Annotated in this window: 15 protein-coding genes; 11 read left to right on the top strand and 4 right to left on the bottom strand. The window is 58.7% G+C overall.

Annotated elements, in window-relative coordinates; all coding sequences use genetic code 11:
* From coaE to uvrB, 3 genes are all read left to right on the top strand, one after another.
* Positions 1-790: dephospho-CoA kinase (gene coaE, locus DXC67_RS08035; RefSeq protein WP_233503209.1), on the top strand; the 790-nt coding region annotated here is incomplete at its 5' end.
* Positions 783-1,364 carry a lytic transglycosylase domain-containing protein gene (locus DXC67_RS08030; RefSeq protein ID WP_117638013.1) on the top strand — a complete coding sequence of 194 codons (582 nt, stop codon included), beginning with the start codon at positions 783-785 and terminating at the stop codon, positions 1,362-1,364. The genes coaE and DXC67_RS08030, both read left to right, overlap by 8 nt.
* A gap of 51 nt (positions 1,365-1,415) precedes the next feature.
* Positions 1,416-3,656 carry an excinuclease ABC subunit UvrB gene (gene uvrB / locus DXC67_RS08025; protein ID WP_117638012.1) on the top strand — a complete coding sequence of 747 codons (2,241 nt, stop codon included), beginning with the start codon at positions 1,416-1,418 and terminating at the stop codon, positions 3,654-3,656.
* A 65-nt stretch (positions 3,657-3,721) separates the two neighbouring features.
* On the opposite strand, the gene DXC67_RS08020 is transcribed toward uvrB, so the two are convergent.
* The 4 genes from DXC67_RS08020 to DXC67_RS08005 form a co-directional block, all read right to left on the bottom strand.
* Positions 3,722-5,362, bottom strand: coding sequence for an NAD(P)/FAD-dependent oxidoreductase (locus DXC67_RS08020; protein WP_117638011.1), 1,641 nt, complete (start codon positions 5,360-5,362; stop codon positions 3,722-3,724).
* Positions 5,363-5,442: 80 nt separating this feature from the next.
* Complete coding sequence (locus tag DXC67_RS08015; protein WP_117638010.1) at positions 5,443-6,714, bottom strand: NAD(P)/FAD-dependent oxidoreductase; 1,272 nt, start codon at positions 6,712-6,714, stop codon at positions 5,443-5,445.
* Positions 6,715-7,545 (bottom strand): Mrp/NBP35 family ATP-binding protein, encoded by an 831-nt coding sequence (locus DXC67_RS08010; RefSeq protein WP_022094864.1) that lies wholly within the window; start codon positions 7,543-7,545, stop codon positions 6,715-6,717.
* Between the two features lie 145 nt (positions 7,546-7,690).
* Positions 7,691-9,844, bottom strand: coding sequence for an LTA synthase family protein (locus DXC67_RS08005; RefSeq protein ID WP_158551321.1), 2,154 nt, complete (start codon positions 9,842-9,844; stop codon positions 7,691-7,693).
* Positions 9,845-10,037: 193 nt separating this feature from the next.
* Between DXC67_RS08005 and uvrA the strand changes: the two genes are divergently transcribed.
* From uvrA to DXC67_RS07965, 8 genes are all read left to right on the top strand, one after another.
* Positions 10,038-12,917, top strand: a complete 2,880-nt coding sequence (uvrA, locus tag DXC67_RS08000) for an excinuclease ABC subunit UvrA (RefSeq protein WP_117638008.1) — start codon at positions 10,038-10,040, stop codon at positions 12,915-12,917.
* Positions 12,918-13,049: 132 nt separating this feature from the next.
* Entirely contained in the window at positions 13,050-13,550 is a 501-nt protein-coding gene (ybaK, locus tag DXC67_RS07995; protein ID WP_117638007.1) for a Cys-tRNA(Pro) deacylase, read from the top strand.
* 105 nt (positions 13,551-13,655) lie between these two features.
* Positions 13,656-15,236 (top strand): murein biosynthesis integral membrane protein MurJ, encoded by a 1,581-nt coding sequence (gene murJ, locus DXC67_RS07990; protein WP_117638006.1) that lies wholly within the window; start codon positions 13,656-13,658, stop codon positions 15,234-15,236.
* A gap of 6 nt (positions 15,237-15,242) precedes the next feature.
* Positions 15,243-17,183 carry an excinuclease ABC subunit UvrC gene (gene uvrC, locus DXC67_RS07985; protein WP_324249369.1) on the top strand — a complete coding sequence of 647 codons (1,941 nt, stop codon included), beginning with the start codon at positions 15,243-15,245 and terminating at the stop codon, positions 17,181-17,183.
* A 365-nt stretch (positions 17,184-17,548) separates the two neighbouring features.
* Entirely contained in the window at positions 17,549-19,162 is a 1,614-nt protein-coding gene (locus tag DXC67_RS07980) for an ABC transporter substrate-binding protein (RefSeq protein WP_117638004.1), read from the top strand.
* Between the two features lie 157 nt (positions 19,163-19,319).
* Positions 19,320-20,276 (top strand): ABC transporter permease, encoded by a 957-nt coding sequence (locus DXC67_RS07975; RefSeq protein WP_055251823.1) that lies wholly within the window; start codon positions 19,320-19,322, stop codon positions 20,274-20,276.
* A 3-nt stretch (positions 20,277-20,279) separates the two neighbouring features.
* The gene (locus DXC67_RS07970; protein WP_035138893.1) at positions 20,280-22,295 is read left to right on the top strand and encodes a dipeptide/oligopeptide/nickel ABC transporter permease/ATP-binding protein; all 2,016 of its coding nucleotides are present in this window, start codon (positions 20,280-20,282) and stop codon (positions 22,293-22,295) included.
* Positions 22,296-23,123, top strand: a complete 828-nt coding sequence (locus DXC67_RS07965) for an ABC transporter ATP-binding protein (protein ID WP_006236159.1) — start codon at positions 22,296-22,298, stop codon at positions 23,121-23,123.
* The last annotated feature ends 28 nt before the right edge of the window (positions 23,124-23,151 follow it).

The raw sequence follows: 23,151 nt of genomic DNA, 5'->3' as shown, positions 1-23,151 counted from the left end.
CTCGCGGCCTCCCCCTTTTTTGCGTTTTATAAAGAGCTGTAATACAAGAACTCGCCTTCTTTTAGCTTGTCTTACTGTTTGGCTGTATTTTGAGTCCTTCTTTTGTATTTGCGCGATAATAACTCCCATTGGCGTTAGGGAGGACTTGATGTTTACCGTTTTTGTCTTGGGCAATATTGCTTCGGGTAAGTCGACTGCCTGCCGCTATCTCGAATCTCATGGCGCCATGCTTATCGATCTGGACGAGCTTGCCAAATCGCTGTATGTGCCAGGCTCCGATATCGTCAATGCCCTCGCGGAAGAATTTGGCTGGGATATTTTGGATGAGGAGGGCGGCATTCGCCGCAGCATCCTCGCTTCTCGAGCTTTCGCTTCTCCTGATTCGGTCGCACGGCTCAATGACCTTGTGCACCCCGTTCTCATTGAACAGCTTTCGCTTAGGATTCTCGATCCGGTTTGTTGTACGGTTTCATCTCCCCGTTATCCCTTTGCGGTTGTCGAGGTTTCTGCTCCGACTGGTTTTGAGGATGCATTTGGCTTGGCTGATGAAATTCTGGTCATCAGCGCCCCTTTGTCAGTTCGTCGCGAGCGTGCTATTCAGCGTGGCATGGAGCCATCTGATTTCGATGCCCGTTCTGCTTGCCAGCCCGATGAGTCTGCGCTGTGCAATCTCGCTACAACGGTGATTGATAATGCCGCAGGCGATAATTCGCTCTTTGAGCAGCTTGACTCATGGCTTGCATGCCATGGGTTTATAGACACTGCGAATAAGGAGGATGCCGATGCCTAAGACACGTTTCTTTGCGTGGTATCGCCTTATACCGCTGGCTGCCGTTTTTGCCTTCGGCCTTATCTCATTCGTTTACTCGTGTGCTCCTGCGGCTTTCTTTAAGCCGCTGTATCCCATTGACTACGAGGCGTATGTAAAGCAATCTAGTATTTCGCATAATCTGGATCCGTATCTGGTGTGCGCTGTCATTAAGTCGGAATCGAATTGGGATCCCGAGGCTGAGTCGAATCAGGGTGCTCAGGGATTGATGCAGCTGATGCCCGAGACTGCCCAGGATATGATCGCCAAGGGTCTTGTCGACGGTGGGGGGTATTCGGCCGACAACCTTAACGATCCTGCTACGAATATCGAGTTTGGCTGCGCGTATCTTTCATATCTTCTAACGTATTTTAACGGGTCGACTGACAGTGCCATTGCCGCCTATAACGCCGGCATGGGCAATGTCGACGGATGGGCGCAGCAGAGTACGTCGCTTCATAATGCAATCACCTTTCCCGAGACGCAGGCGTATCTGATTCGTGTCAATAATGCCTGGGTTCGCTATAAGACTCTCTATCCCGATTGGTTCGTATAGGACTAAGCCTACCGCCTGCGTATACTGCAGATGTATGAGTTAGGAGTATCCATGGCGGAATTTGAAGTAGAACGCGTTGGTGGTGAACTTAAGCGCTTTGGCGTTGAAGGCTCTGACGTGCCGTTTAAGGTCGTGTCTCCCTATGACCCTGCAGGCTCTCAGCCTGAAGCCATTGAGTCGCTTGTGCAGGGTGTGAGGGACGGAGATCGCTATCAGGTTTTGCTGGGCGTGACTGGTTCGGGCAAGACCTTCACGATGGCTAAGACTATTGAGGCCCTGGGGAAGCCGACGCTGGTCATGGCTCCCAATAAAACGCTCGCCGCTCAGCTTGCGAGCGAGCTCAAAGAGTTCTTTCCCAACAACGCTGTGGTCTACTTTGTCTCGTACTACGACTACTATCAGCCCGAGGCGTATGTGCCGCAAAGCGATACATATATCGAGAAAGACTCCTCGATTAACGAAGAGGTCGAGATGCTGCGACATCAGGCGACCGCCTCGTTGCTCTCTCGACGCGATGTAATCGTCGTTGCTTCGGTGTCCTGTATCTACGGTATCGGCTCTCCCGAGGACTATGCGGGGCTGGCGCCGAATGTCGACAAGAAAGTGCCGCTCGAGCGCGATGACTTTATCCATGCACTTATCGACATTCAATATGATCGCAATGACTATGACCTAGCGCGCGGCACGTTCCGCGTGCGCGGCGATGTTGTCGACGTGTATCCGCCTTATGCCGAGCATCCGTTGCGGTTTGAGTTCTTTGGCGACGAGGTTGAGCTTATTGCCGAGATCGATGAGGTTACCGGTGAGATGCTTCGTGAGTACGAGGCCATCCCCGTATGGCCGGCATCGCACTACGTGACCGAGAAGCCGAAGGTCAAGGCGGCTCTGAAATCAATCAGTGAAGAGTGCGAGAAGCGTGTGGCCGAGCTCAAGGCGACCGACAAGTTGCTCGAGGCACAGCGTCTGCAGCAGCGCACCGACTATGATCTCGAGATGCTCGAGACCATGGGTTTTTGTAACGGTATCGAGAACTACTCGCGTCATCTGGACGGTCGAAAACCGGGCGAGCCGCCGTTTACCCTGATCGATTACTTCCCTAAGGACATGCTCTGCATCATCGATGAGAGCCATGTGACGGTGCCGCAGATTCGCGGCATGCACGAAGGTGACCGCTCGCGTAAGGTGACGCTGGTGGAACACGGTTTTCGCCTTCCTTCGGCACTCGATAACCGCCCGCTTCGTTTCGATGAGTTTGAGGCAAGGATCCCCCAGTTCATCTACGTTTCGGCCACGCCGGGCGACTACGAGCTGCGGGTGAGCCAGAACGATGTTGAGCAGATTATTCGTCCGACCGGCCTGCTCGATCCCAAGATCGATGTGCGTCCGGTTCGCGGTCAGATTGACGATCTTGAGGACGAGATTCGCGAGCGCGTTGCCCGCAAGGAGCGCGTGCTGGTGACCACGTTGACCAAGCGCATGGCCGAGGACCTGACCGACCATCTGCTTGATGCGGGCATTAAGGTCAATTACATGCATTCTGATACGGCGACAATGGACCGTGTCGAGATCCTGCGAACGCTGCGCGAGGGCAAGATCGATGTTCTCGTTGGCATCAACCTGCTTCGCGAGGGCTTGGATCTTCCCGAGGTCTCACTGGTGGCAATTCTCGATGCCGATAAGGAAGGCTTCTTGCGCAACCGCCGTTCGCTGATTCAGACGATTGGCCGCGCGGCCCGTAACGCCGATGGCGAAGTCATCATGTATGCTGACGTTGTGACCGATTCGATGAAAGAGGCCATCGAGGAGACGCAGCGCCGTCGCGAGATTCAAATGGCATATAACGAAGAGCATGGCATTGTGCCCAAGACGGTGCGCAAGGCCATCAACGACATCTCAAGTTTTATTGCCGAGGCCGAAAAAACCGTGGGTTCCAAGGGACGCTCGAAGGGCGACTCTCTTGGCCATGGCGCATTCTATACGCCCGATGAGTCGGGCGAGGGTGGCGTGCCGGAAACGGTGGCGCCCGAGCAGACACTTGCGGAGCAGTTGGAAGAACTGCCGCATGACGAGCTCGTGCGGATCGTCGAAACCATGGAAGAGGATATGCGTAACGCTTCTGCCGCCATGGACTTTGAGGAGGCGGCGCGCCTGCGCGATGCCGTCGTTCAGATTCGGGCGATGCTCGAGGGTGCGTCTGAGGACGAGACGATCGAGCGCTTACGTTCGCAGGCTCGCAAGGGTTCCACGTTCGCATCGGGCAGAAAACGCCAGGGTGCACGGTTTAAGAAATAGCGAACATGCCCCGAGTTCCCTGCGGAGCTCGGGGCATGCGTCTTTTGCGCGCTGGAATTCGTGCGTTAGAGGTCTGCGATCAGGGCTTCGGCACAACGGATGCCGTCGGTGGCGGCGCTCATGATGCCGCCGGCATATCCAGCTCCCTCACCGCAAGGGTAGAGGCCCGGGGTCGACACGGCATGGCATGTTCGGTCTCGGGTGACGGTGACCGGTGAGCTCGAGCGAGTCTCCACGCCGGTAAGGACAGCATCGGAGCGGTCGTAGCCTCGTAGCTTTTTTCCAAGTAGGGGAAGTCCCAGGCGGAGCGACTCGACGATATGCTGCGGCAGGGCTTCGTCAATTGCCGTCCAGGTCACACCGAGCGGATAGGTGGGCTTTACCTTTCCGGGCGCCTTGCTGGCGCGTCCTGCGAGGAAATCTCCGACGAGCTGTGCCGGTGCGTTCCAGTTGGAACCGCCCAGGCGGTAGGCGGCCGCCTCGCAGGCGCGCTGGAGCTCGATGCCGGCGAGTGGGTCATCGTTGGGAAGGTCCTCAGGCGTGACGTTAACGAGCAGGGCGGCATTTGCGTTGCGTCCGTCGCGGGCATTGAGACTGGCGCCGTTGACGCACAAGTGGCCCTGCTCGGAAGAGGCGGCGACAACCTGCCCGCCGGGACACATGCAAAACGAGAACACGCTGCGGCCGTTGGGAAGATGGGCGACGAGCTTGTAGGGGGCTGCTCCGAGGGCAGGATGTCCCGCCGAGGCTCCGAATTGGGCTCGGTCGATGTCGCGCTGCGGATGCTCGATGCGAACGCCCATGGCAAAGGTCTTTTGTGCGAGGACCACGTTGTGGTCCTTAAGGAGCTCAAAAATATCGCGAGCAGAATGCCCGCAGGCGAGGATGAGGTGCTTTGTCTCGATTGGCTCGCAAGCGGTGTCTTGGGACGATTGGACATCAATACCGGTGATGGCGCCAGACGCGTCGATGCGAATGTCGACGAGCTTCGTTCGATAACGGACGACACCTCCGAGCTGCTCGATGCGCTGGGATATAGCGGTGACGACCGTGGGAAGGATGTCGGAGCCAATGTGCGGCTTGGCATCCCACAGAATATCGCGGGGCGCACCCGCCTCGACGAAGGTTTCGAGGATAAGGCGATGGGCGGGATTTTTGGTTCCCGTATTGAGCTTGCCGTCCGAGAAGGTCCCCGCGCCGCCCAGGCCAAACTGGATATTGCTCTCGGGGTCGATGATGCGCTCCTTTAGAAAGAGGTCGATCGCCTGCGAGCGGCGAAATGCCGGGTCGCCGCGCTCGATGAGCAAGGGCTTCAGACCTGCTTCGGCGAGCGTAAGCGCAGCGAAAAGGCCGGCGCATCCGGCGCCGACAACGACAGGGCGTTCTTGAGGTGCGTCGGAGGCGGGGGAGGGGAATGAAGGCTCATCGTCTTCTATCGCGCGTACGCGCGAGCGGTCACGCTCGGCAACGCTGTCGATCGCTTCTCGCTCGAGGTGGGGACTAGTCAGCTCAACACGAAAGCTCAGGATAAAATGGACGTCTCGTTTTTTGCGAGCGTCGATTGACTTGCGGTGGAGCTCGATGGACTTGATCTCGGAGTCCTTGCAACGTAGGACGCACTTGGCGACTCGCTTGCCAACAATGAGACAGGCATTTTCATCGCCGGCTTCATCGAGCGACGCGTTGACTTGGGTGATTTCAATCATCGAGGTCTCCTTAGAGGCAAGAAAGAGGCCGTCCGGTATCCCAGACGGCCCGAATGCGTTTTTGATTATAGACTGCGCGGCTACAGGCTGCTTGCAGCGCGAATGCCCGAGATCCAGGCCCACGCAAGGTTAAAGCCTCCGCAATCGGCGTCGATGTCGAGCGCTTCACCGCAGACGTAAAGCGGGGCGTCGACAACGCTGCGCGCGCGTAGGCTGGGTGTTGAGATGCTCTCGACAGATATGCCACCACGCGTGACCTGTGCTGAGCGCTCCTCGGCTGTTCCCTCGACGAGCAACTTAAAGTGTTTGAGGATCGAGACCAGGTGGATGACATCGTTGGAGCCTGGATGGCACTGCTCGAACGCTGTGCAGACGACGCGGGAGAGTTGCGGGGCGAGCATGCCGTCGAGCCAACGGGGATCGCGGGGTGAAAAGCGGCCGAGCAGTTCAACGCGTCGGTTGAGCGTATCGAGCAGCTCGTCTTTGGAGAGGTCGGGGAAAACGTCGAGCAGGATCGTATCGCCGTGCTGGATACGACGAGAGAGGTTGAAGACAGCGACACCCGAGATACCGAAGGTTCGAAACAGCACTTCACCGTCTTCGTGCCAGAGCTCATTATGATTGCGGGCGAGCGTCAAGCGGGCACGGACGCGCAGGCCATCCAACGTCTTGAATGCCGCCCGATCGCCAACGACCGTTGCCGATACGGGGCAGAGGATGGGGCGCAGTGAAGTGAGGGGGAGGCTAAACGTATCGGCGATACCGGTGGGGTTGCCGCCCGTGGCGATAATTACGGCATGTGCCTGCAGGGCCTCGTTCTTGCGAGGGACATCGGCGAGCGCTTTCCGAAGCGAGCGGAGCTCCGATTTTCGGTCGTCGTGCTTTTTTGCCTTGAGTGCCCGCGCTGGACGGTCTATTTGGAGTGCCCAGCCTTCGGAAGCTTTGTGCGCCGAGGCAACGTTGGCTCCGCAGATTAAGGTGATACCTAGGCGGTCGCAAACGCTGAGAAGCGCGTCGCGCACCGATTCGGCGCGAAGGGAGCGCGGGTACAGCCGGCCTTCCTCGGAGGTTGTCATGATGCCCAGCGAGGAGAAGAAACCCATAAGCTCTTGTTCGGGCTGGGGGCCCATGACGGATGTGACGAATGCTGGGTGGTTATACCGCTGAGGATCGATCGATTCGTTGGAGAGGTTGCAGCGGCCGTTACCGGTCGCAAGGAGCTTAAGGCCGCAGGCGACATCGCGCTCAACGATGCAGACGCTTTTGCCAGCGCGTGCGGCCGTAATGGCGGCGGCGAGGCCTGAAGCCCCGCCGCCGATTACCAAGACGTCATAGAGGGCGCTCGCGTTCACTTAGGCCTCGTCGGTCTCGTGCGGGGTAATAGCCTCGACGGCAGAGACTGCCTTGGGCAACATGCCATCGGGCAGCGCGGTCTCGACCTCGCCCTTATCGCAGGCCTCGGCGAGTGCCGGATTAATGGGAAGCTGGCCCAAGATGTCGAGGTTATAGCGCTCTGCGACCTCGGGGAGCTTGCTCTTGCCAAAGACCTCGATCTTCTTGCCGCAGTCGGGGCACTCAATATAGCTCATGTTCTCGACAATGCCCAGAATGGGGACGTTCATCTTCTCGGCCATGTTGACCGCCTTGGCGACGATCATCGAGACCAGATCCTGCGGGCTCGTGACGATGACGATGCCGTCGACCGGCAGCGACTGGAAGACGGTGAGCGCGACGTCGCCTGTTCCCGGAGGCATGTCGACCAGCAGGTAGTCGATGGGGCCCCACGAGGTCTCGCTCCAGAACTGCCTAATGGCGCCTGCGATGACCGGACCGCGCCAAAGGACGGGGTCGGTCTCGTTTTGGAGCAGCAGGTTGGAGCTCATGACCTTGACGCCGTGCTCGGAGATTTCGGGCAGCATAAGGTTGCCAAGGGCATGGACGTGGCGTCCACTCATACCGAACATCTTGGGGATAGAGGGACCGGTGATGTCGGCATCGAGGACGCCGACCTTGTGGCCGTGACGGGCAAGCTCGGTGGCGATGGCACCGGTGACAAATGACTTGCCGACACCGCCCTTGCCGGAAAGCACGGCGATGACGCGCTTGACCTCGGACAGCGTGTTCTCCTCAAATTGCGACGGCGACGTTTGTCCGCCGGCGGCCTGTGCGTGTTCGCAACCCATGTATGACTCCTTTGTATATGCTGGGGCCGGGGCCCCGCGATGTGACACGAGCGTCATTGTACCCTCGTTTGCGAGCGGGAGTCATTTGCGATGCGTTTGGGCCGAGCGTGCTTGCAATACGATGGGCCCAAGCGAATGGGCGGGCTTACTGAACTATGCTGGCGAACTCGAGGTATTGCATGCGCTGCAGCTTGTCGATCGTCGAGGCGTAGGGGCTGTCTTCCGATTCCAAGTCGTAGCGCAGCCCGTCGGCACCGAGATAGCCGGCGACATTGATGGTGGGCACATCTGACCTTGTCGCAAGCAGGGCCTTTTGGTAATTGGTGAGCGGGGCGCCGATCTTATTAAGGGTAATGGCTGCAATCTCGTTTGCCCCGACGGTGTCGTAGACGTTGAGCTCGGTATTGCCGGCGATCTCATAGTTAGCCCAGACGAGATATGTCGACTGATAGATACGGAAAGCGTGGCTTGCCGTATCTTCCTGAGGGTACAGCTCGTCGTTGAGAGTCGTTGCGGCGCTCGGCTGATGGTCGCCAAAAAAGACAAGAACAACCGGTCTGCCGATGTTGCGGAGCTCGTTGATAAAGTACTCGAGGTCCCGGTCGGATGCGTTGATGCAGGTGAGATAGGTGTTGAGCGCGCTGTTGGCGCCTTCGCTGGCTCCCTCGACCCAATAGTTTGTCAGCTCTTCGGCGGGAACGGTGCCATAGTCGTAGCCGCCGTGATTTTGCATCGTGACGTCAAAGATGAACTGCGGCGCTTCGTCGGTTCTAAGCAGGTCGAGTATCTTGTCGTAGGTGGCGTAGTCGCATACGCCGGCATGGTAATAGGGCGCACCTTCGAAATCGCCGATTGAAAGAAAGTCTCCAAAGCCCAGCTGCTGATAGATTTTATCTCGATGGTAGTTGACGGGGTTTTGCGGGTGCATAGCGGTAGTGGTATACCCAAGCTCTTTAAGGTCCTTTGCCAGGCTGTTTACGCCATTCATCTGATACAGCTGATAGGGGATCTTGCCTAATCCGACAAAGGCCGTTGTCGCTCCGGTCAAAAATTCGAATTCGGAGTTCGCCGTTCCGCCACCGGCGACCGAAGCGAGCATGGTGCCGCGAACAAGTGTGTCGGGAAGCGAGTTGTAGAATGCGGGGCCGGTGTACCCGGCCGCCTGGAGCTGCTCAAAGCACGAAAGGTCGCTAAAACTCTCATTCATGACGGCAACAATCGTCGGCTTGATTTCATTGAACTGGGCAACGGCCGCCGCGCGCTGCTCGCTCGAGCCATATGTGCTGTCGTAGGCGGCGGCGAGCTCCTGCTCGATGCTCTGCGCCTCATCGGGCGTATAGTCTTCGGGCTTCTCAATGGGCAACTCGTTGACCATTTCGGTGAACGAAGTGATAAAACCCTGAGACGCATACGTGGTGATGGGCTGCCAACGGTCAAATCCAAAATCCAGCGCCTGCTCCAAGTCGATGTTGGAAAAGCCTGAGAGCCCCACAACGGTCACTAGCAGAAAAGCACAGAGGTTAGTGGCGATAGCGGGGAAGACATGGGTGGGCGTACGGAGCTTTCGCGGTCGGATGAGCGAAAGAAGCCCCAGGGAAATCTCCAGCAGGGCGAGAGAGGTTACGATTCCGGCGGTAAAGGTAAACTCGTATCCCTCGCTCACTTCCATTGCGGTGCCAAGGGCCAAGATATCGCTTGGCAGGATGGCTTCGCCTTTAAACGTTATGACGAAGTGCTCGGCAATGCCAAGGATGCAGCAGACGACGGGCACGAGAGCCATGACGCCTCCATGACGCTGTCCCACCAAATAAAGGGAGAGCAGAACCGTCGCGAGCAGCCCGACGGAAAACCCGAATGAGTTGGCGGGAATGCGATAGAACGTTTCGTTGCAGGCAATTTCGAGTGAAACGAACGAGAGCGCTGAAACAGCGGCGATGACAAGGATGTCACGGCAAATACAGGCAACCGTTCCCGTCGCAAGGTCGGTGTGGTCGATAAGTCCCGAAACCAAGGGCTCGACAAGAAGCATGACGGCGGCAGCACCGAGCGCCGAATAAGAAAGGACCCATAGGGAGCTGCCCTCATTTACGAGCAATTGATTCGTAACCCATGCAGCTACCACGCCGAGCGGGATGAGGAGCGTCGCGCACCAAAAGACGCGGGCAATGGGTGGCTTTTCGTTGCGTTTGATTGAAAAATACACGCGCACGACGACGGCGGCCACGATAAGGACGGCGATGAATATGGGCAGATTGGCCATGTCGCTCGAAGTGATTTCAAGGGGGATATCTTCGGTCATGGACGTTCCTCTGGTACAGCAAATTAAGTTCAGTATTAGATTACTGTAACCTTTCCACGGCATTTCGAGAAACAAAGCGCCCGATACGCAAAGCTAAAGGTCTGCGAATCTTGTATTACGAACATCTGTGCGCGTCGAGTGCGCTAAACTCATCGGCAGTATGATTCGATGCAATAGGAGGCAAGGAGCTTCCATGTCTGATTCCTCTATCGTTATTCGCGGCGCTCGTGAGCACAACCTCCGTGATATCGATGTTTCCATTCCGCGTGACCAACTCGTGGTCATTACCGGTCTTTCTGGCTCGGGCAAGAGTTCGCTGGCATTCGACACTATCTATGCCGAGGGCCAGCGTCGATACGTCGAGAGCCTTTCGAGTTATGCGCGCCAGTTCTTGGGCCAGATGGACAAACCCGACTTGGATTCAATCGACGGCCTTTCGCCGGCGGTGTCGATCGACCAAAAGACGACATCTAAAAACCCTCGCTCGACGGTTGGCACCGTAACCGAGATTTATGACTATCTGCGTCTGCTGTTCGCCCGTGTGGGCACCCCGCACTGTCCCGAATGCGGCCGCGTCATTGAGCGCCAGACGACCGACCAGGTCGCCGATAAGGTCCTGGCGGCGGGGGAGGGCCGCCGCGCGTTTGTGCTGGCACCGGTGGTGCGCGGGCGAAAAGGCGAGTACACCAAGCTGTTTGAGGACCTTCGCGCCGAGGGCTTTAGCCGCGTGCGTGTCGACGGCGAGGTTCGCTCGCTTGATGACCCTATCGATTTGGATAAGAAATTCAAGCACGATATCGAGGTCGTGGTCGACCGCATCGTGATTCGCGAGAACTCGCTGGGCCGTATTGCCGAGTCCGTTGAACAGGCGACTGCGCTGGCGCACGGCAATGTGAACGTATACTTGCTGCCCGACCGCGACGCTCCCGAGGGGACCGAAGGCGAGTTGCTGGAGTATTCGCTGGCGTTAGCGTGCCCGGAGCATGGACACTCCATCGATGACCTGCAGCCGCGTGATTTCTCGTTCAACGCGCCCTATGGCGCGTGCCCCGAGTGCGATGGCCTGGGCTTTAAGAAGACGGTCGATGCCGAGGCCCTAATCGAAGACCCCTCGAAGTCGATCGCCGACGGGGTCTTTGGCAGCCTGTTTGGCAACTCTAACTACTATCCGCAGATTTTCGCTGCGGTCTGCAAACACTTTAAGGTGAGCGTCGATACGCCGTGGGAGGATCTGCCTCCGCGGGTGTGTCGTGCGTTTTTAGACGGCATGGGCGACCAGAAGATTTCGGTCGACTATCAAAAGCTCGATGGGCGCCGCAGCCAGTGGGACACCAAGTTCTCGGGTGTGCGCAATATCCTGTACGAGCGCTATACCGAGACGACGAATGAGAACACCAAGGCGCGCTTGGAGAAGTACATCCGCGAGGAGCCGTGCTCGAGCTGCCACGGCGCTCGTTTGCGCCCCGAGATGCTCGCCGTCACCGTGGGCGGCAAGTCCATTTACGAGGTTTGTTGTCTGTCGTGCCGTGAGTCGCTCGAGTTTTTTGAGGGCCTGGAACTCACCGAGCGCCAACAGTTTATCGGCGGACGCATCGTCAAGGAAATCCTGGAGCGCCTGCGTTTTCTGGTCGATGTCGGACTCGACTATCTGACCCTCGATCGTGCCTCGGCGACGCTTTCCGGAGGCGAGGCCCAGCGCATTCGCCTGGCAACGCAGATCGGCGCCGGCCTCATGGGTGTCCTGTACATTTTGGACGAGCCATCGATTGGCCTCCATCAGCGCGATAACGAGCGCCTGATCAAGACGCTTGAGCGCCTACGCGATATCGGCAATACCGTCATCGTCGTCGAGCATGATGAGGATACGATTCGTGCTGCCGACTATGTGATCGACATGGGCCCCGGCGCGGGCGTGAACGGCGGACACGTAGTCGCGGCGGGAACGCCTGCCGATATCATGGCGTGTCCCGAGTCGATGACGGGCGCTTATCTGACCGGCAAACGAATGATCCGGGTTCCCGATGAGCGCCGCAAGCCCGGTCGCGGCTGCCTTAAGATCACGGGCGCCCGCGCCAACAACCTCAAAAACGTTACCGCCAAGATCGAGTTTGGTACGCTTACGGTCGTTACCGGCGTGTCGGGATCGGGTAAGAGCTCCCTGGTTACCGACACTATCGCACCTGCCCTTACGAATGCCATTCACCGTTCGACGCGCCCTGTGGGTCCGTATAAGAAAATCGAGGGCATCGAGTGTATCGATAAGGTTATCGATATCGACCAGTCGCCGATTGGCCGCACGCCGCGTTCCAACCCTGCTACGTACATTGGCCTGTGGGATGATCTTCGCGCGCTGTTTGCGAGTACGCCGGAGTCGAAGGCGCGCGGCTACTCGCCGGGACGTTTCTCCTTTAACGTGAGCGGCGGTCGCTGCGAAGCATGCAAGGGCGACGGACAAATTAAGATCGAGATGCACTTCCTTCCCGATATCTATGTCCCCTGTGAGGTCTGCGGCGGCAAACGCTATAACCGCGAGACGCTTGAGGTCACCTACCGTGGTAAGACCATCTCGGACGTGCTCGACATGAGCGTCACCGAGGCACTGGCCTTCTTTGGGAATATCCCGCAGATTAAGCGCAAGCTCCAGACGCTGTACGATGTAGGCTTGGGCTACGTGAGCCTGGGCCAGCCCGCTACGACGCTCTCGGGCGGCGAGGCGCAGCGTGTGAAGCTCGCCAAGGAGCTTCATCGACGCCAGACGGGCAAGACGTTCTATATTTTGGATGAGCCGACGACCGGCCTTCATTTTGAGGACGTCCGCCAGCTGCTCGATGTGCTGCAGCGCTTGGTCGATGCGGGCAACACGGTGCTGGTGATTGAACACAACCTTGATGTCATCAAGGTTGCCGACCGCCTGATCGATATGGGCCCCGAGGGCGGTAACGGCGGCGGAACCGTCGTGGTTTCGGGCACACCGGAGCAGGTTGCGGACTGTCCGCAGAGTTATACGGGCAAGTTTTTGGCGCCGTTGCTCAGGCGTGACCGGGCGCGTCAGGCTCAACTTGATGCTCAATAAATAGGCGATTCAGTTTATGGGCGCCATCGACTCCTTGTGATTCGATGGCGCTTGCTGTGTCGAAGTGACGTATGCAGCCGAATTGGACATATACTTAATCCTTGCGTCCGAATGCGAGGGAAAGGATATGCCATGGCAAAGGCTGTAAAGACGCCAAAAACCAATGCGATGCGCGAGCTGGAAAGCGCCGGCATTTCCTATGTTCTACATACGTACGAAGACGATGGTGATGAGTCGGCGGGCCTGGGGGTCGCGATTTCGGAGCAGCTTGGCGAGGAGCCCGGACAAGGATTTAAGACCTTGGTCTGCGTGACGCCGTCCAACGACCACGTCGTGTGCTGCATCCCTGTTGCCGACGAGCTCGATCTAAAGTCCGCCGCGCGTGCCGCGGGGGAGAAGTCCTTGGCCATGGTGCATGTGAAGGATTTGCTTGCGGCGACTGGCTACGTTCGCGGCGGCTGCAGTCCGGTCGGTATGAAAAAACGCTGCCGGACGCTCATTGATGAGACATGTGTCCTTTGGGATACCATTTTTATTTCGGGAGGCAAGCGTGGTTATCAGCTTGAGCTTGCACCTGATGATTTAATTGCATTTTGCGGGGCGACGGTCGCCCCGATTACGAGAGAGGACTGAGCGATGCCGCAGGAAGAATTGAAGTGCGGAGCTCATTTTGCAAAAGAATCTGCGCCTCAGACACCCTCATCCGAAGCTTCTTCGTCGCGAGACGACACTGACGACATGGGCTCGTCGGACTACTCCACGGTTGGTCGTTCCGCCGGGCTTATGACCATCCTGACCATCGTGTCTCGCGTCACCGGTTTTATCCGCACGTGGGCAATGGCGGCCGCTATCGGCATGTCGCTGCTCTCGTCTTCCTATCAGGTCGCCAACAACCTGCCCAATATGCTCTACGAACTCGTGATGGGCGGCATGCTCGTGACGGCGTTTTTGCCCGTGTACATGGGCGTGAGGCGTGAGCAGGGTCGCGAGGCCTCTAACGAGTACGTGGGCAACCTGCTCGGTATTCTGCTATTGGTGCTGGGTGGCATTTCGTTGCTGGGGACCGTGTTCGCCCCGGGCTTTATCTGGACGCAATCGTTCCTTTCGGGTGACGGCGGCAGCATGGATACCGCTGCGTTCATGTTCCGTTTCTTTGCCATCCAGATTCTGTTTTATGGTTTGGGCTCGGTGTTTTCGGGCGTCCTCAACGCACACCGCGACTACTTCTGGTCGACGTTTGCCCCGGTCCTCAACAATGTGATCGTCATTGCGAGCTTTATGGGCTTTGCGCCCGTGTCCGCACAGTTTGGCGAACGTGCCGGCATCATCTTGATTGCGGCCGGTACGACCCTCGGTGTCTTTGTTCAGATGGCATGTCAGATCCCCGCGCTTGGCAAGCACGGCGTGCATCCCCATATCCATATCGACTTTAAGGACCCCGCACTGCGCCAGACGATTGCGCTCGGTATCCCGACGCTGCTCGCCACGGTGTGCATGTTTGTCTCGACTTCTATCACCAACGCTGCTGCGCTGGTGGTCCAGCCCGAGACTGGTCCTTCCGTCATCGCCTATGCGCGCCTGTGGTACACGCTGCCCTACGCGCTGATTGCCGCCTCGCTTTCGACGGCGCTCTATACCGAGCTCTCTCACGACGCACAGGAGAAGGATTACGACAGCGTTCGCACGGGCATTTCGCGTGGCGTCGCCCAGATGCTGTTCTTCCTGGTTCCGTTCGCGCTGTACCTGATTGTCTTCGCGCGTCCGCTCAACATGATCTACTGCGCTGGCAAGTTCGATGAGTCCGGTGTGGCGCTGGTGTCCGAGTTCCTTGTCTACCTGGCGTTCTCGCTGCCGCTCTACGGCGTGGTCGTGCTGATGCAGAAGAGCTTCTCTGCCTTGCTCGACATGAAGCCCTATAGCCGCTATTGCCTGTATTCCGCCATCGGCCAGGCCGGCTCGGTTCTGCTGTTTGGCGTTGTGCTGGGCTTCGGTATGCCGGCAATCGCGCTTTCGTATGTCGTCGACTACGTGATCTTGGTCGGCTGTTCGCTGTGGTGGCTGCGTCGCCGCCTGCGTGGTCTTCAGGTTAAATCCATCCTGCATGGCGGTTTCTTTGGCCTTTTGCTCGGTGGCCTGGGTGCTGCCGCAGGCGCCGGCGTCATGTGGGCGCTTGAACGCTTTGTCGGGGCACTTGGCGGCTCGATTCTGATTACTCTTGGCTACGTTTGCGTTGCGGGTGTCGTCTCGCTTGCTGTTACCTTTGGCCTTGCCGTCATCCTTAAGATGCCCGAGGTCTCGGCGCTGCTTCGTCGCAAGTAGGTGCGCGTGGCCGGTCACGACAACATTCCAACGCTTGCCGAGCAGGTTTCGCGCGTTCCCACGCAGCCCGGCTGCTACCTTTGGAAAGACGCCAAGGGCGATGTCATCTACGTGGGCAAGGCGAAAAACCTGCGCGCTCGTATGCGTCAGTACGTGACGCTGCAGGACGAGCGCCAGAAGATCCCGCTTATGATGCAGCTGGTGGCGAGCTTTGACTATATCGTGGTGGAGACCGAGCACGAGGCGTTGGTGCTCGAGCGCAATTTGATTGGTCAGTACCATCCGTACTTTAACGTCGACCTCAAGGATGACAAGAGCTACCCCTTTATCGCCATTACAAAGGGCGACCTGTATCCCGCTATCAAATACACGCGTGAGCGTCATAAGCCGGGAACGCGCTATTTTGGACCTTATACCGATAGCCGCGCGGCACGTGAGACGATAGATACGCTGCGCAAGGTTATCCCCATCTGCTCCGCATCCTGTGCGGAGTGGCGTCGTTGTCGCCGTATCGTCGAGTCCCACAAGGGCGAGGAAGACATCGTCAATATGATTTGCGCGCAAAACGGGCGCCCCTGCTTTGACTACCATGTCGGGCGCGGCCCGGGTGCGTGTGTCGGCGCGATTTCCCCGGCAGACTATGCCAAGAACGTCAAGCGTGTCGAGCGCTTTTTGTCGGGCCATCGCAAGGATGTCGTCGATGAGCTGACCTCCGAGATGACGGATGCCGCTGAGGCGCTCGACTTTGAGCGCGCGGCACGCGTCAAACGTCGTTTGGAGGTCATCAGGGGTCTGGACGATCGTCAGCAAGTCGTTTTTCCCTCCAGTGTCGATATAGATGTCATCGGTTTCTATCGCGAGGAGACCATCTCCGCCGCTTGCGTCTTCGTCGTTCGCGAGGGCCGAACAGTTCGCACCTGCGAGTTCATTCTCGACAAGGGTCTTGATGTTGACGAGGAAGAGCTCCAGTCGGGCTTTCTTAAGCGCTATTACGACGAGACGGCTGATATTCCAGCTGAGGTCAACCTTTCCGTCGAGCTTGAGGATGCGGAGGCGCTGGGGGAGTGGCTTGCGGGCAAGCGTGAGCGTTCCTGCCATCTCCATAGGCCGCAGCGTGGCGAAAAGCACCGTCTGCTCGATATGGCATCCAAAAATGCGCGCCATGCTCTCATGCGCTACATGATGCGAACGGGGTACGCTGACGACCGCACCAATCAAGCGCTCCTGGAGCTCGAAAGTGCGTTGGCGCTGCCATCGCCGCCGTTGCGTATCGAGTGCTTCGATATCTCTACACTGCATGGCACCTTCACGGTCGCCTCGATGGTGGTGTTTACCAACGGGCGCGCCGACAAGAGTCAGTATCGTCGTTTTAAAATTCAGGCCGAATTGGACGAGGCAAACGACTTCGTGTCGATGTCCGAGGTTTTGGGACGACGTTATGCTCCCGAGCGTATGGCCGACGAGCGCTTTGGCTCGCGCCCCGATTTGCTCGTTGTCGATGGCGGTAAGCCGCAATTGACCGCTGCGATCAAGCAACTTGAGGCTCTTGGGCTCGATATACCAGTTTGTGGCTTGGCAAAGGCCGATGAGGAGGTTTTCGTGCCTTGGGACGAGACTCCAGTCGTGCTGCCGACCGGGTCCGCGTCGCTCTATCTAATTAAACAGGTGCGCGATGAATCGCACCGTTTTGCCATCACGTTCCATCGCGAATTGCGCGATAAAGCCATGACGGTTTCGGTACTCGATGACGTTCCAGGCGTGGGACCCACCAGAAAACGTGCCCTTATGCGCCATTTTGGCTCGATGAAGCGTTTGCGCGCGGCGAGCGAGCAAGAGATCGCGGAAGTTCGAGGCATTCCTGCCGATGTCGCCAAAGCGGTTCACGAGGCGCTCGTTGCATGGAATGCCGAGCGCGCCGAGGCGGCGGCAAAGCAATCCGAAAACTAAACACGCCTCTAAACAACTGATATACATGATTGCGTGATTTTCAATCATTTATTTCACGGCGATTACCAGCCGATTCCGGGTTTAATTAACGCTAAAACGTTTGACTAGCCATGGTGAACAACCCTGCTATCCTGCGGGTTGACGAAGACTGATATCTCACCTCGTCGATACATACTGTCTGGCGAATCGTTTGTCAATGAATTCGGTGAACGGTAGTAAATACCGTTCAAGCGTATGTATGTATCGGTCGCCGAGCGCGGCACCTCAGTTGGGTTCGTCGGTAGGTAAGGTATATATCGTCCGCAAGTTGCGCGGGGGCACGTCTAGGTGCTCCCGGGTAAGATTCTCTATTGATAGGAGAAGACATGGCCATCATCAACAAGGGTATGTCCAGGCGTTCGTTCCTCGGCCTCACCGGCAGCGTCGCTGCTGTCGCAGGGCTTGGTCTCACCGGCTGCGGTGGCAGCTCCAACGACGAGGGTTCCGCTTCCGGTTCCACCGATTCCGCCAACCGTGGCGGCGGCGTGATCACCGCTGGTTCCGCTTACGCTCCGTCCAGCTTCGATCCCGCCAGCACCGGCTCCGCTGTGGGCCTGGGTGCTAACTGGCACGTCGTCGAGGGCCTCTACGGCATCGATTACCACGACTACAGCACCTTCAACGAGCTCGCCACCGACGATCCCAAGTCTGTGGACGACACCACTTTCGAGGTCACCATCCGCAAGGGCGCCAAGTTTTCCGATGGCACCGAGGTCACCGCTGACGATGTCGTTGCCTCCTACACCGCTTGCGCCGCTTCCGCTACCTATGCTCCGTTCTTCCAGCCCTTCGAGTCCATCGAGGCCAAGGACGCCAGCACCGTGACGGTCAAGACCAAGGTCCCCAACTTCTCCCTGCTCAAGGATCGTCTGGCCATCGTCCGCGTTACCCCGGCCACCCAGACCGAGGAGGATCGCGCCAAGCAGCCGATCGGCTCCGGCCCCTGGATGTACGACTCTATCTCCGATACCGAGATCACCCTGGTTCCCAACCCCGAGTACAACGGTGAGTATGCTGCCGAGGATAAGAAGATCCAGTACAGCATCCTGACCGACCCCACCGCTCGCGTTACCGCTCAGCAGGAGGGCTCCACGCTCGTTATGGAGCTCGTTACCGCTGACGCCGTCGACCAGCTCGAGAGCGCCGGCTGCAAGATCGATAACGTTCAGGGTTTCGGCACCCGCTTCATCATGTTCAACGTCGCCAAGGAGCCTTGGAACAACGTCAAGGTCCGTCAGGCTGTCATGTATGCGCTCGACACCGAGAAGATGGTCAGCAACACCTTCGCCGGCCTTGCCACCGCTGCCAGCTGCTACCTGCCCAAGAGCTTCACCAACTATCATGAGGCTTCCACGGTGTACAAGACCGACGCCAAGAAGGCTAAGAAGCTCATCGAGGAGTCTGGCATCACCCCGGGTGCCATCACCCTGCGCACCACCGACAACGAGCAGATTAAGGGCATGGCCGCCCAGGTCAAGAACGACCTCGACGCCCTCGGCTTCGATGTGACCATCCAGACCGATACCTCGCCGGCCACCTACGCTGCCATCGACGGCGGCGAGGCCTACGATATCCTCCTTGCCCCTGGCGATCCTTCCTGCTTCGGTGCCGACCCCGACCTGCTGCTCAACTGGTGGTACGGCGACAACGTCTGGATGCAGACCCGTTGCCCGTGGAAGGAGTCCGCTGAGTGGCAGAAGCTCCACGGTCTCATGGACGAGGCTCTTGCCGCCGAGGGCGACGAGCAGCAGAAGAAGTGGAACGAGTGTTTCGACATCATTGCCGACAATGCCGTTCTGTACCCCGTTGTCCACGTCAAGACCGTCTCCGCTTCCTGGGACGATCCGTCCACTGCGCCCAACGGAGAGGCCCTCGATGGCTTCAAGGGCATCGGTACGACGAGCATGTCCTTCAGGGGCGTTGCGACCGTCAAGGCGTAAGACTCGCTTGAGTCTGTATGCAGGATGTCGGTCGTTGGGACCGTATCCTCATAGTTGAAACAAAGACCCGGGCGGCAACGATGTCGCTCGGGTCTTGTAATGAGTATCCGTACTCATATACCAGTTGGTCCTACCGACAAAAGAAAGGGGAGAGAACGTGAACAACTTGCTACGTTTGATTGGAAGGCGTCTTGTGGCGCTGCCGATCATGGCATTGGGCGTCACCGTCCTGGTGTTCTTCCTTATGTCGTTCTCCAAGACCGACCCCGCCTACACGGCGTTGGGTGACGGTGCCTCGCCCGAGGCGGTTGCCGAGTACCATGAGAAGTATGGTCTGGACGACCCCTGGCCCGTGCGCTACGTGCGCTATATGGGCGATTTGATCCATGGCGACATGGGCACCTATGGTGCTGCTCGCAACTCCGTTGCCAAGCGCATCTCCACGGCCCTGCCCGTCACGATGCAGCTGACCTTCATCGGCCTTGCTATCGGTGCGGTCGTTTCGTTTTTACTCGGCGTCATCGCGGCACTGTATCGCGACAAATGGCCGGACCAAGTGATCCGCGTCTTTTCCATCGCCGGCTTGGCAACCCCGTCGTTCTGGCTTGCCGTTCTGTTGATCCTGCTGTTCTCTTCCTACCTTAAGGTGCTTCCGGCATCGGGTGCTCTGCCTCACTTCACCACGAATCCGGCTGGCTATCTGGGACGTATGATCATGCCCGCTATCGCCTTGGCATTTCCGCTGACGGGCCAGATGACTCGTATCGTGCGTACCGCCATGGTCGAGGAGCTCGATAAGGATTATGTCCGTATGGCTCGCGGCGCCGGCGTTCCCGAGAAGGTCGTCGTCGGCATCAACGTTCTTCGCAATGCGCTGATCACCCCGGTCACCACCCTCGGTCTTAAGATCGGTTACCTCATGGGCGGCGCCGTCGTCATCGAGGTTATCTTCAACCTCCCCGGCATGGGCACCGCGATTCTGCAGGGCGTTCAGGGCAACGAGGCGAACCTGGTTCAGGGCGTCGTTATCGTCGTTGCTCTTGCCTTCATCATCATCAACATCGTGGTTGACATGCTCTACCTGCTCATCAACCCGCGCATCAGGACGGTGTAGATTATGGTAAAGATTCGAGAGAAGCAAACCGAGCAGCTCGAGAAGGCTGCCTCCAAGGGGCTCAAGCTCGGTGGCTGGAAGAAGATGACGCTGTCTTCTAAGATTGCCGCCGTCGTGTTGGTGCTGGTCGCCCTGACTGCGATTCTGGCGCCCCTTCTTGCCCCCTATAGCCCGGTCGAGATTTTTACGGCTCGCCAGGCTCCCGGCAACGGATTTATCTTCGGTACCGACGATAAGGGTCGCGACATTCTGTCGCGCATGCTCTACGGTGGTCGTTACTCGCTGATTATCGGCTTTGGCGCCACTGCCATGGCTCTGGTCTGCGGCTCGGTCGTGGGCGCCCTTGCGGCGGTTTCGCGCAAGGCCGTTTCCGAGACGATCATGCGTATCCTGGACATCATCATGTCCATCCCGGGCATCGCCCTCGCGGCCGTCTTCGTCTCCATCCTGGGCAACTCCGTGCCGTCGATCATCTTCGCCATCGGCTTTATGTACACTCCGCAGATTGCCCGTATCGTGCGCGCCAACATCGTGTCCGAGTACGGCGAGGACTATGTCCGCGCGGTCATCGTTTCCGGCGCCAAGGCTCCGTGGATTTTGATCAAGCATGTTCTGCGTAACTGCATCGCCCCGATCATGGTCTTCACCGTTACCCTGGTCGCCGACGCCATCATCTTCGAGGCCTCGCTGACCTTCATCGGCGCTGGTATCCAGGAGCCCACCGCTACCTGGGGCAACATCCTCGCCGACGCCCGCGGCGGCGTGCTCGCCGGCCGTTGGTGGCAGGCGCTGTTCCCGGGCCTGGCCATCATGATCACCTGCCTGGCGCTCAACATCCTCTCCGAGGGCATTACCGACGCCATGGCCGCTGCTCCCTCCGCCGCCCTGGATCCGACCGATTCCTCCAAGCGCCGCGAGGCCGACCTGCTGGTCTCCGACCCCGTTCGCGCCTACAAGGAGCAGGCCCAGTCCCTCTCCGCTCGCCTTGGAGCCCTGCGCGATGTCGAGCTCAAGCGTGACGATCGCCATGTGCCCGACGAGTCTGTCGAACCGATCCTTTCGGTCCGCGATTTCTGCATCCAGTTTGAGCACCACGGTGACATCAACGTTGTCGACCACGTCAACTTTGATGTCCGTCCTGGCCAGACCATGGGCCTGGTCGGTGAGTCCGGCTGCGGTAAGTCCATCACCACGCTGGCCATCATGGGCCTGACCGACGATGACGAGCATCTTTCCGGCGAGGTTCTCTGGGAGGGCCGCGACCTGCTCAAGATGAGCAAGAAGGAGTGGTTCGGCCTGCGCGGTACCGATATCGCCATGGTCTATCAGGACGCCCTGTCCTCGCTCAACCCCTCCATGCTTATTTCCGCCCAGATGAAGCAGCTCACCAAGCGTGGCGGCACCCGTAGCGCCGAGGAGCTCCTGGAGCTCGTGGGCCTCGACCCCAAGCGTACGCTCGAGAGCTATCCGCACGAGCTTTCCGGTGGTCAGCGCCAGCGCGTTCTGATCGCTATGGCCCTTACCCGCGACCCCAAGCTGGTCATCTGCGACGAGCCCACGACCGCTCTGGACGTTACCGTCCAGAAGCAGGTCATCAAGCTGCTCAACGACCTTCAGGCCAAGCTCGGCTTTGCCATGATCTTCGTCTCGCATGACCTGGCGCTGGTCGCCGAGGTCGCCCATAACATCACGGTTATGTACGCCGGTCAGGTTATCGAGCAGGCGCCCACCAAGGAGCTGCTCACCAACCCGATTCACGAGTACACCCGCGGTCTTCTGGGTTCCGTTCTGTCCATCGAGAGCGGTTCGGGCCGCCTGCACCAGGTGCCCGGCGCCGTTCCGAGCCCGCGCGATTTCCCCAAGGGCGATCGCTTCGCGCCCCGCTCGAGCCATCCGCGTATTGGCCTGGACACCCGTCCGGTCTTCAAGCGCGTGCCCGGCACCGAGCACTTCTATTCCGAGCTCCCCGACGAGGTGCTCAAGGCAAATGGTTTGACCCCTCACGCGGAGGTGATGTAGATGAGCGAGACCGCAGTCAACGGCGTCGAGCCGATCATCTTCCTTGATGACGTCCACGTCACCTTTAGGACCCGTACCGGCTCGATTCTGCACCCTAACCTGGTTCACGCCGTCCAGGGTGTAACGATTAAGCTCATGCCCGGTCAGACGATCGGCATCGTCGGCGAGTCCGGTTGCGGTAAGTCCACCACCGCCAACGTCATGTGCGGCCTGCAGGCCCCCACGAGCGGCAAGGTTTACTTTAAGGGCAAGGACGTTACCAAACGTACCGCCGAGGACCGCCGCCACATGGGTCGCGTCATCTCGGTCGTGTTCCAGAACCCGGCCACGGCGCTCAACCCCCGCATGGTCGTTCGCGAGCAACTGCTCGACCCCATGCGCGTCCACAACCTGGGTACCGAGGCCGAGCAGGAGAAGCGCGTCAAGGAGCTCTTGGAGCTCACCGGTCTGCCCAGCTCCGCCGCCGAGGTTCTTCCCGGCCAGCTTTCGGGCGGCCAGCGCCAGCGCGTCGCAATTGCCCGTGCCCTGTCGCTGAACCCCGATGCCATCATCGCCGACGAGCCCACCTCGGCTCTGGACGTTTCGGTCCGCGCGCAGATTCTGAACCTGCTGACCGACCTTAAGAAGGAGCTCGGCCTGGCCATGGTGTTCATCAGCCATGACATCCAGACGGTCCGCTATATCTCTGACGACATCATCGTTATGAATGGCGGCAAGATCGTCGAACAGGGCGAGGCCAAGCAGGTCTTCCAGCACCCCCAGGACCCCTACACCAAGATGCTGCTCGGCGCTGCGCCGTCGCTGCTGCATCCCAAGCTCGGCGAGTAGTCTCGCTTTCCCTCCCGTGCGCCCGGTT

It is taken from the genome of Collinsella sp. TF07-1 (assembly GCF_003437235.1).
GTDB lineage: Bacteria > Actinomycetota > Coriobacteriia > Coriobacteriales > Coriobacteriaceae > Collinsella.
This window is presented reverse-complemented; position numbering and strand designations above follow the sequence as displayed.

Bases quoted from the DNA above. Each gene is read 5' to 3' on its own strand.
- DXC67_RS08020 (WP_117638011.1), bottom strand. From the start codon at position 5,362: ATGATTGAAATCACCCAAGTCAACGCGTCGCTCGATGAAGCCGGCGAT.
- DXC67_RS08010 (WP_022094864.1), bottom strand. From the start codon at position 7,545: ATGGGTTGCGAACACGCACAGGCCGCCGGCGGACAAACGTCGCCGTCG.
- uvrA (WP_117638008.1), top strand. From the start codon at position 10,038: ATGTCTGATTCCTCTATCGTTATTCGCGGCGCTCGTGAGCACAACCTC.
- DXC67_RS07980 (WP_117638004.1), top strand. From the start codon at position 17,549: ATGGCCATCATCAACAAGGGTATGTCCAGGCGTTCGTTCCTCGGCCTC.
- DXC67_RS08005 (WP_158551321.1), bottom strand. From the start codon at position 9,844: ATGACCGAAGATATCCCCCTTGAAATCACTTCGAGCGACATGGCCAAT.
- DXC67_RS07965 (WP_006236159.1), top strand. From the start codon at position 22,296: ATGAGCGAGACCGCAGTCAACGGCGTCGAGCCGATCATCTTCCTTGAT.
- ybaK (WP_117638007.1), top strand. From the start codon at position 13,050: ATGGCAAAGGCTGTAAAGACGCCAAAAACCAATGCGATGCGCGAGCTG.
- DXC67_RS08030 (WP_117638013.1), top strand. From the start codon at position 783: ATGCCTAAGACACGTTTCTTTGCGTGGTATCGCCTTATACCGCTGGCT.
- uvrB (WP_117638012.1), top strand. From the start codon at position 1,416: ATGGCGGAATTTGAAGTAGAACGCGTTGGTGGTGAACTTAAGCGCTTT.
- DXC67_RS07970 (WP_035138893.1), top strand. From the start codon at position 20,280: ATGGTAAAGATTCGAGAGAAGCAAACCGAGCAGCTCGAGAAGGCTGCC.
- murJ (WP_117638006.1), top strand. From the start codon at position 13,656: ATGGGCTCGTCGGACTACTCCACGGTTGGTCGTTCCGCCGGGCTTATG.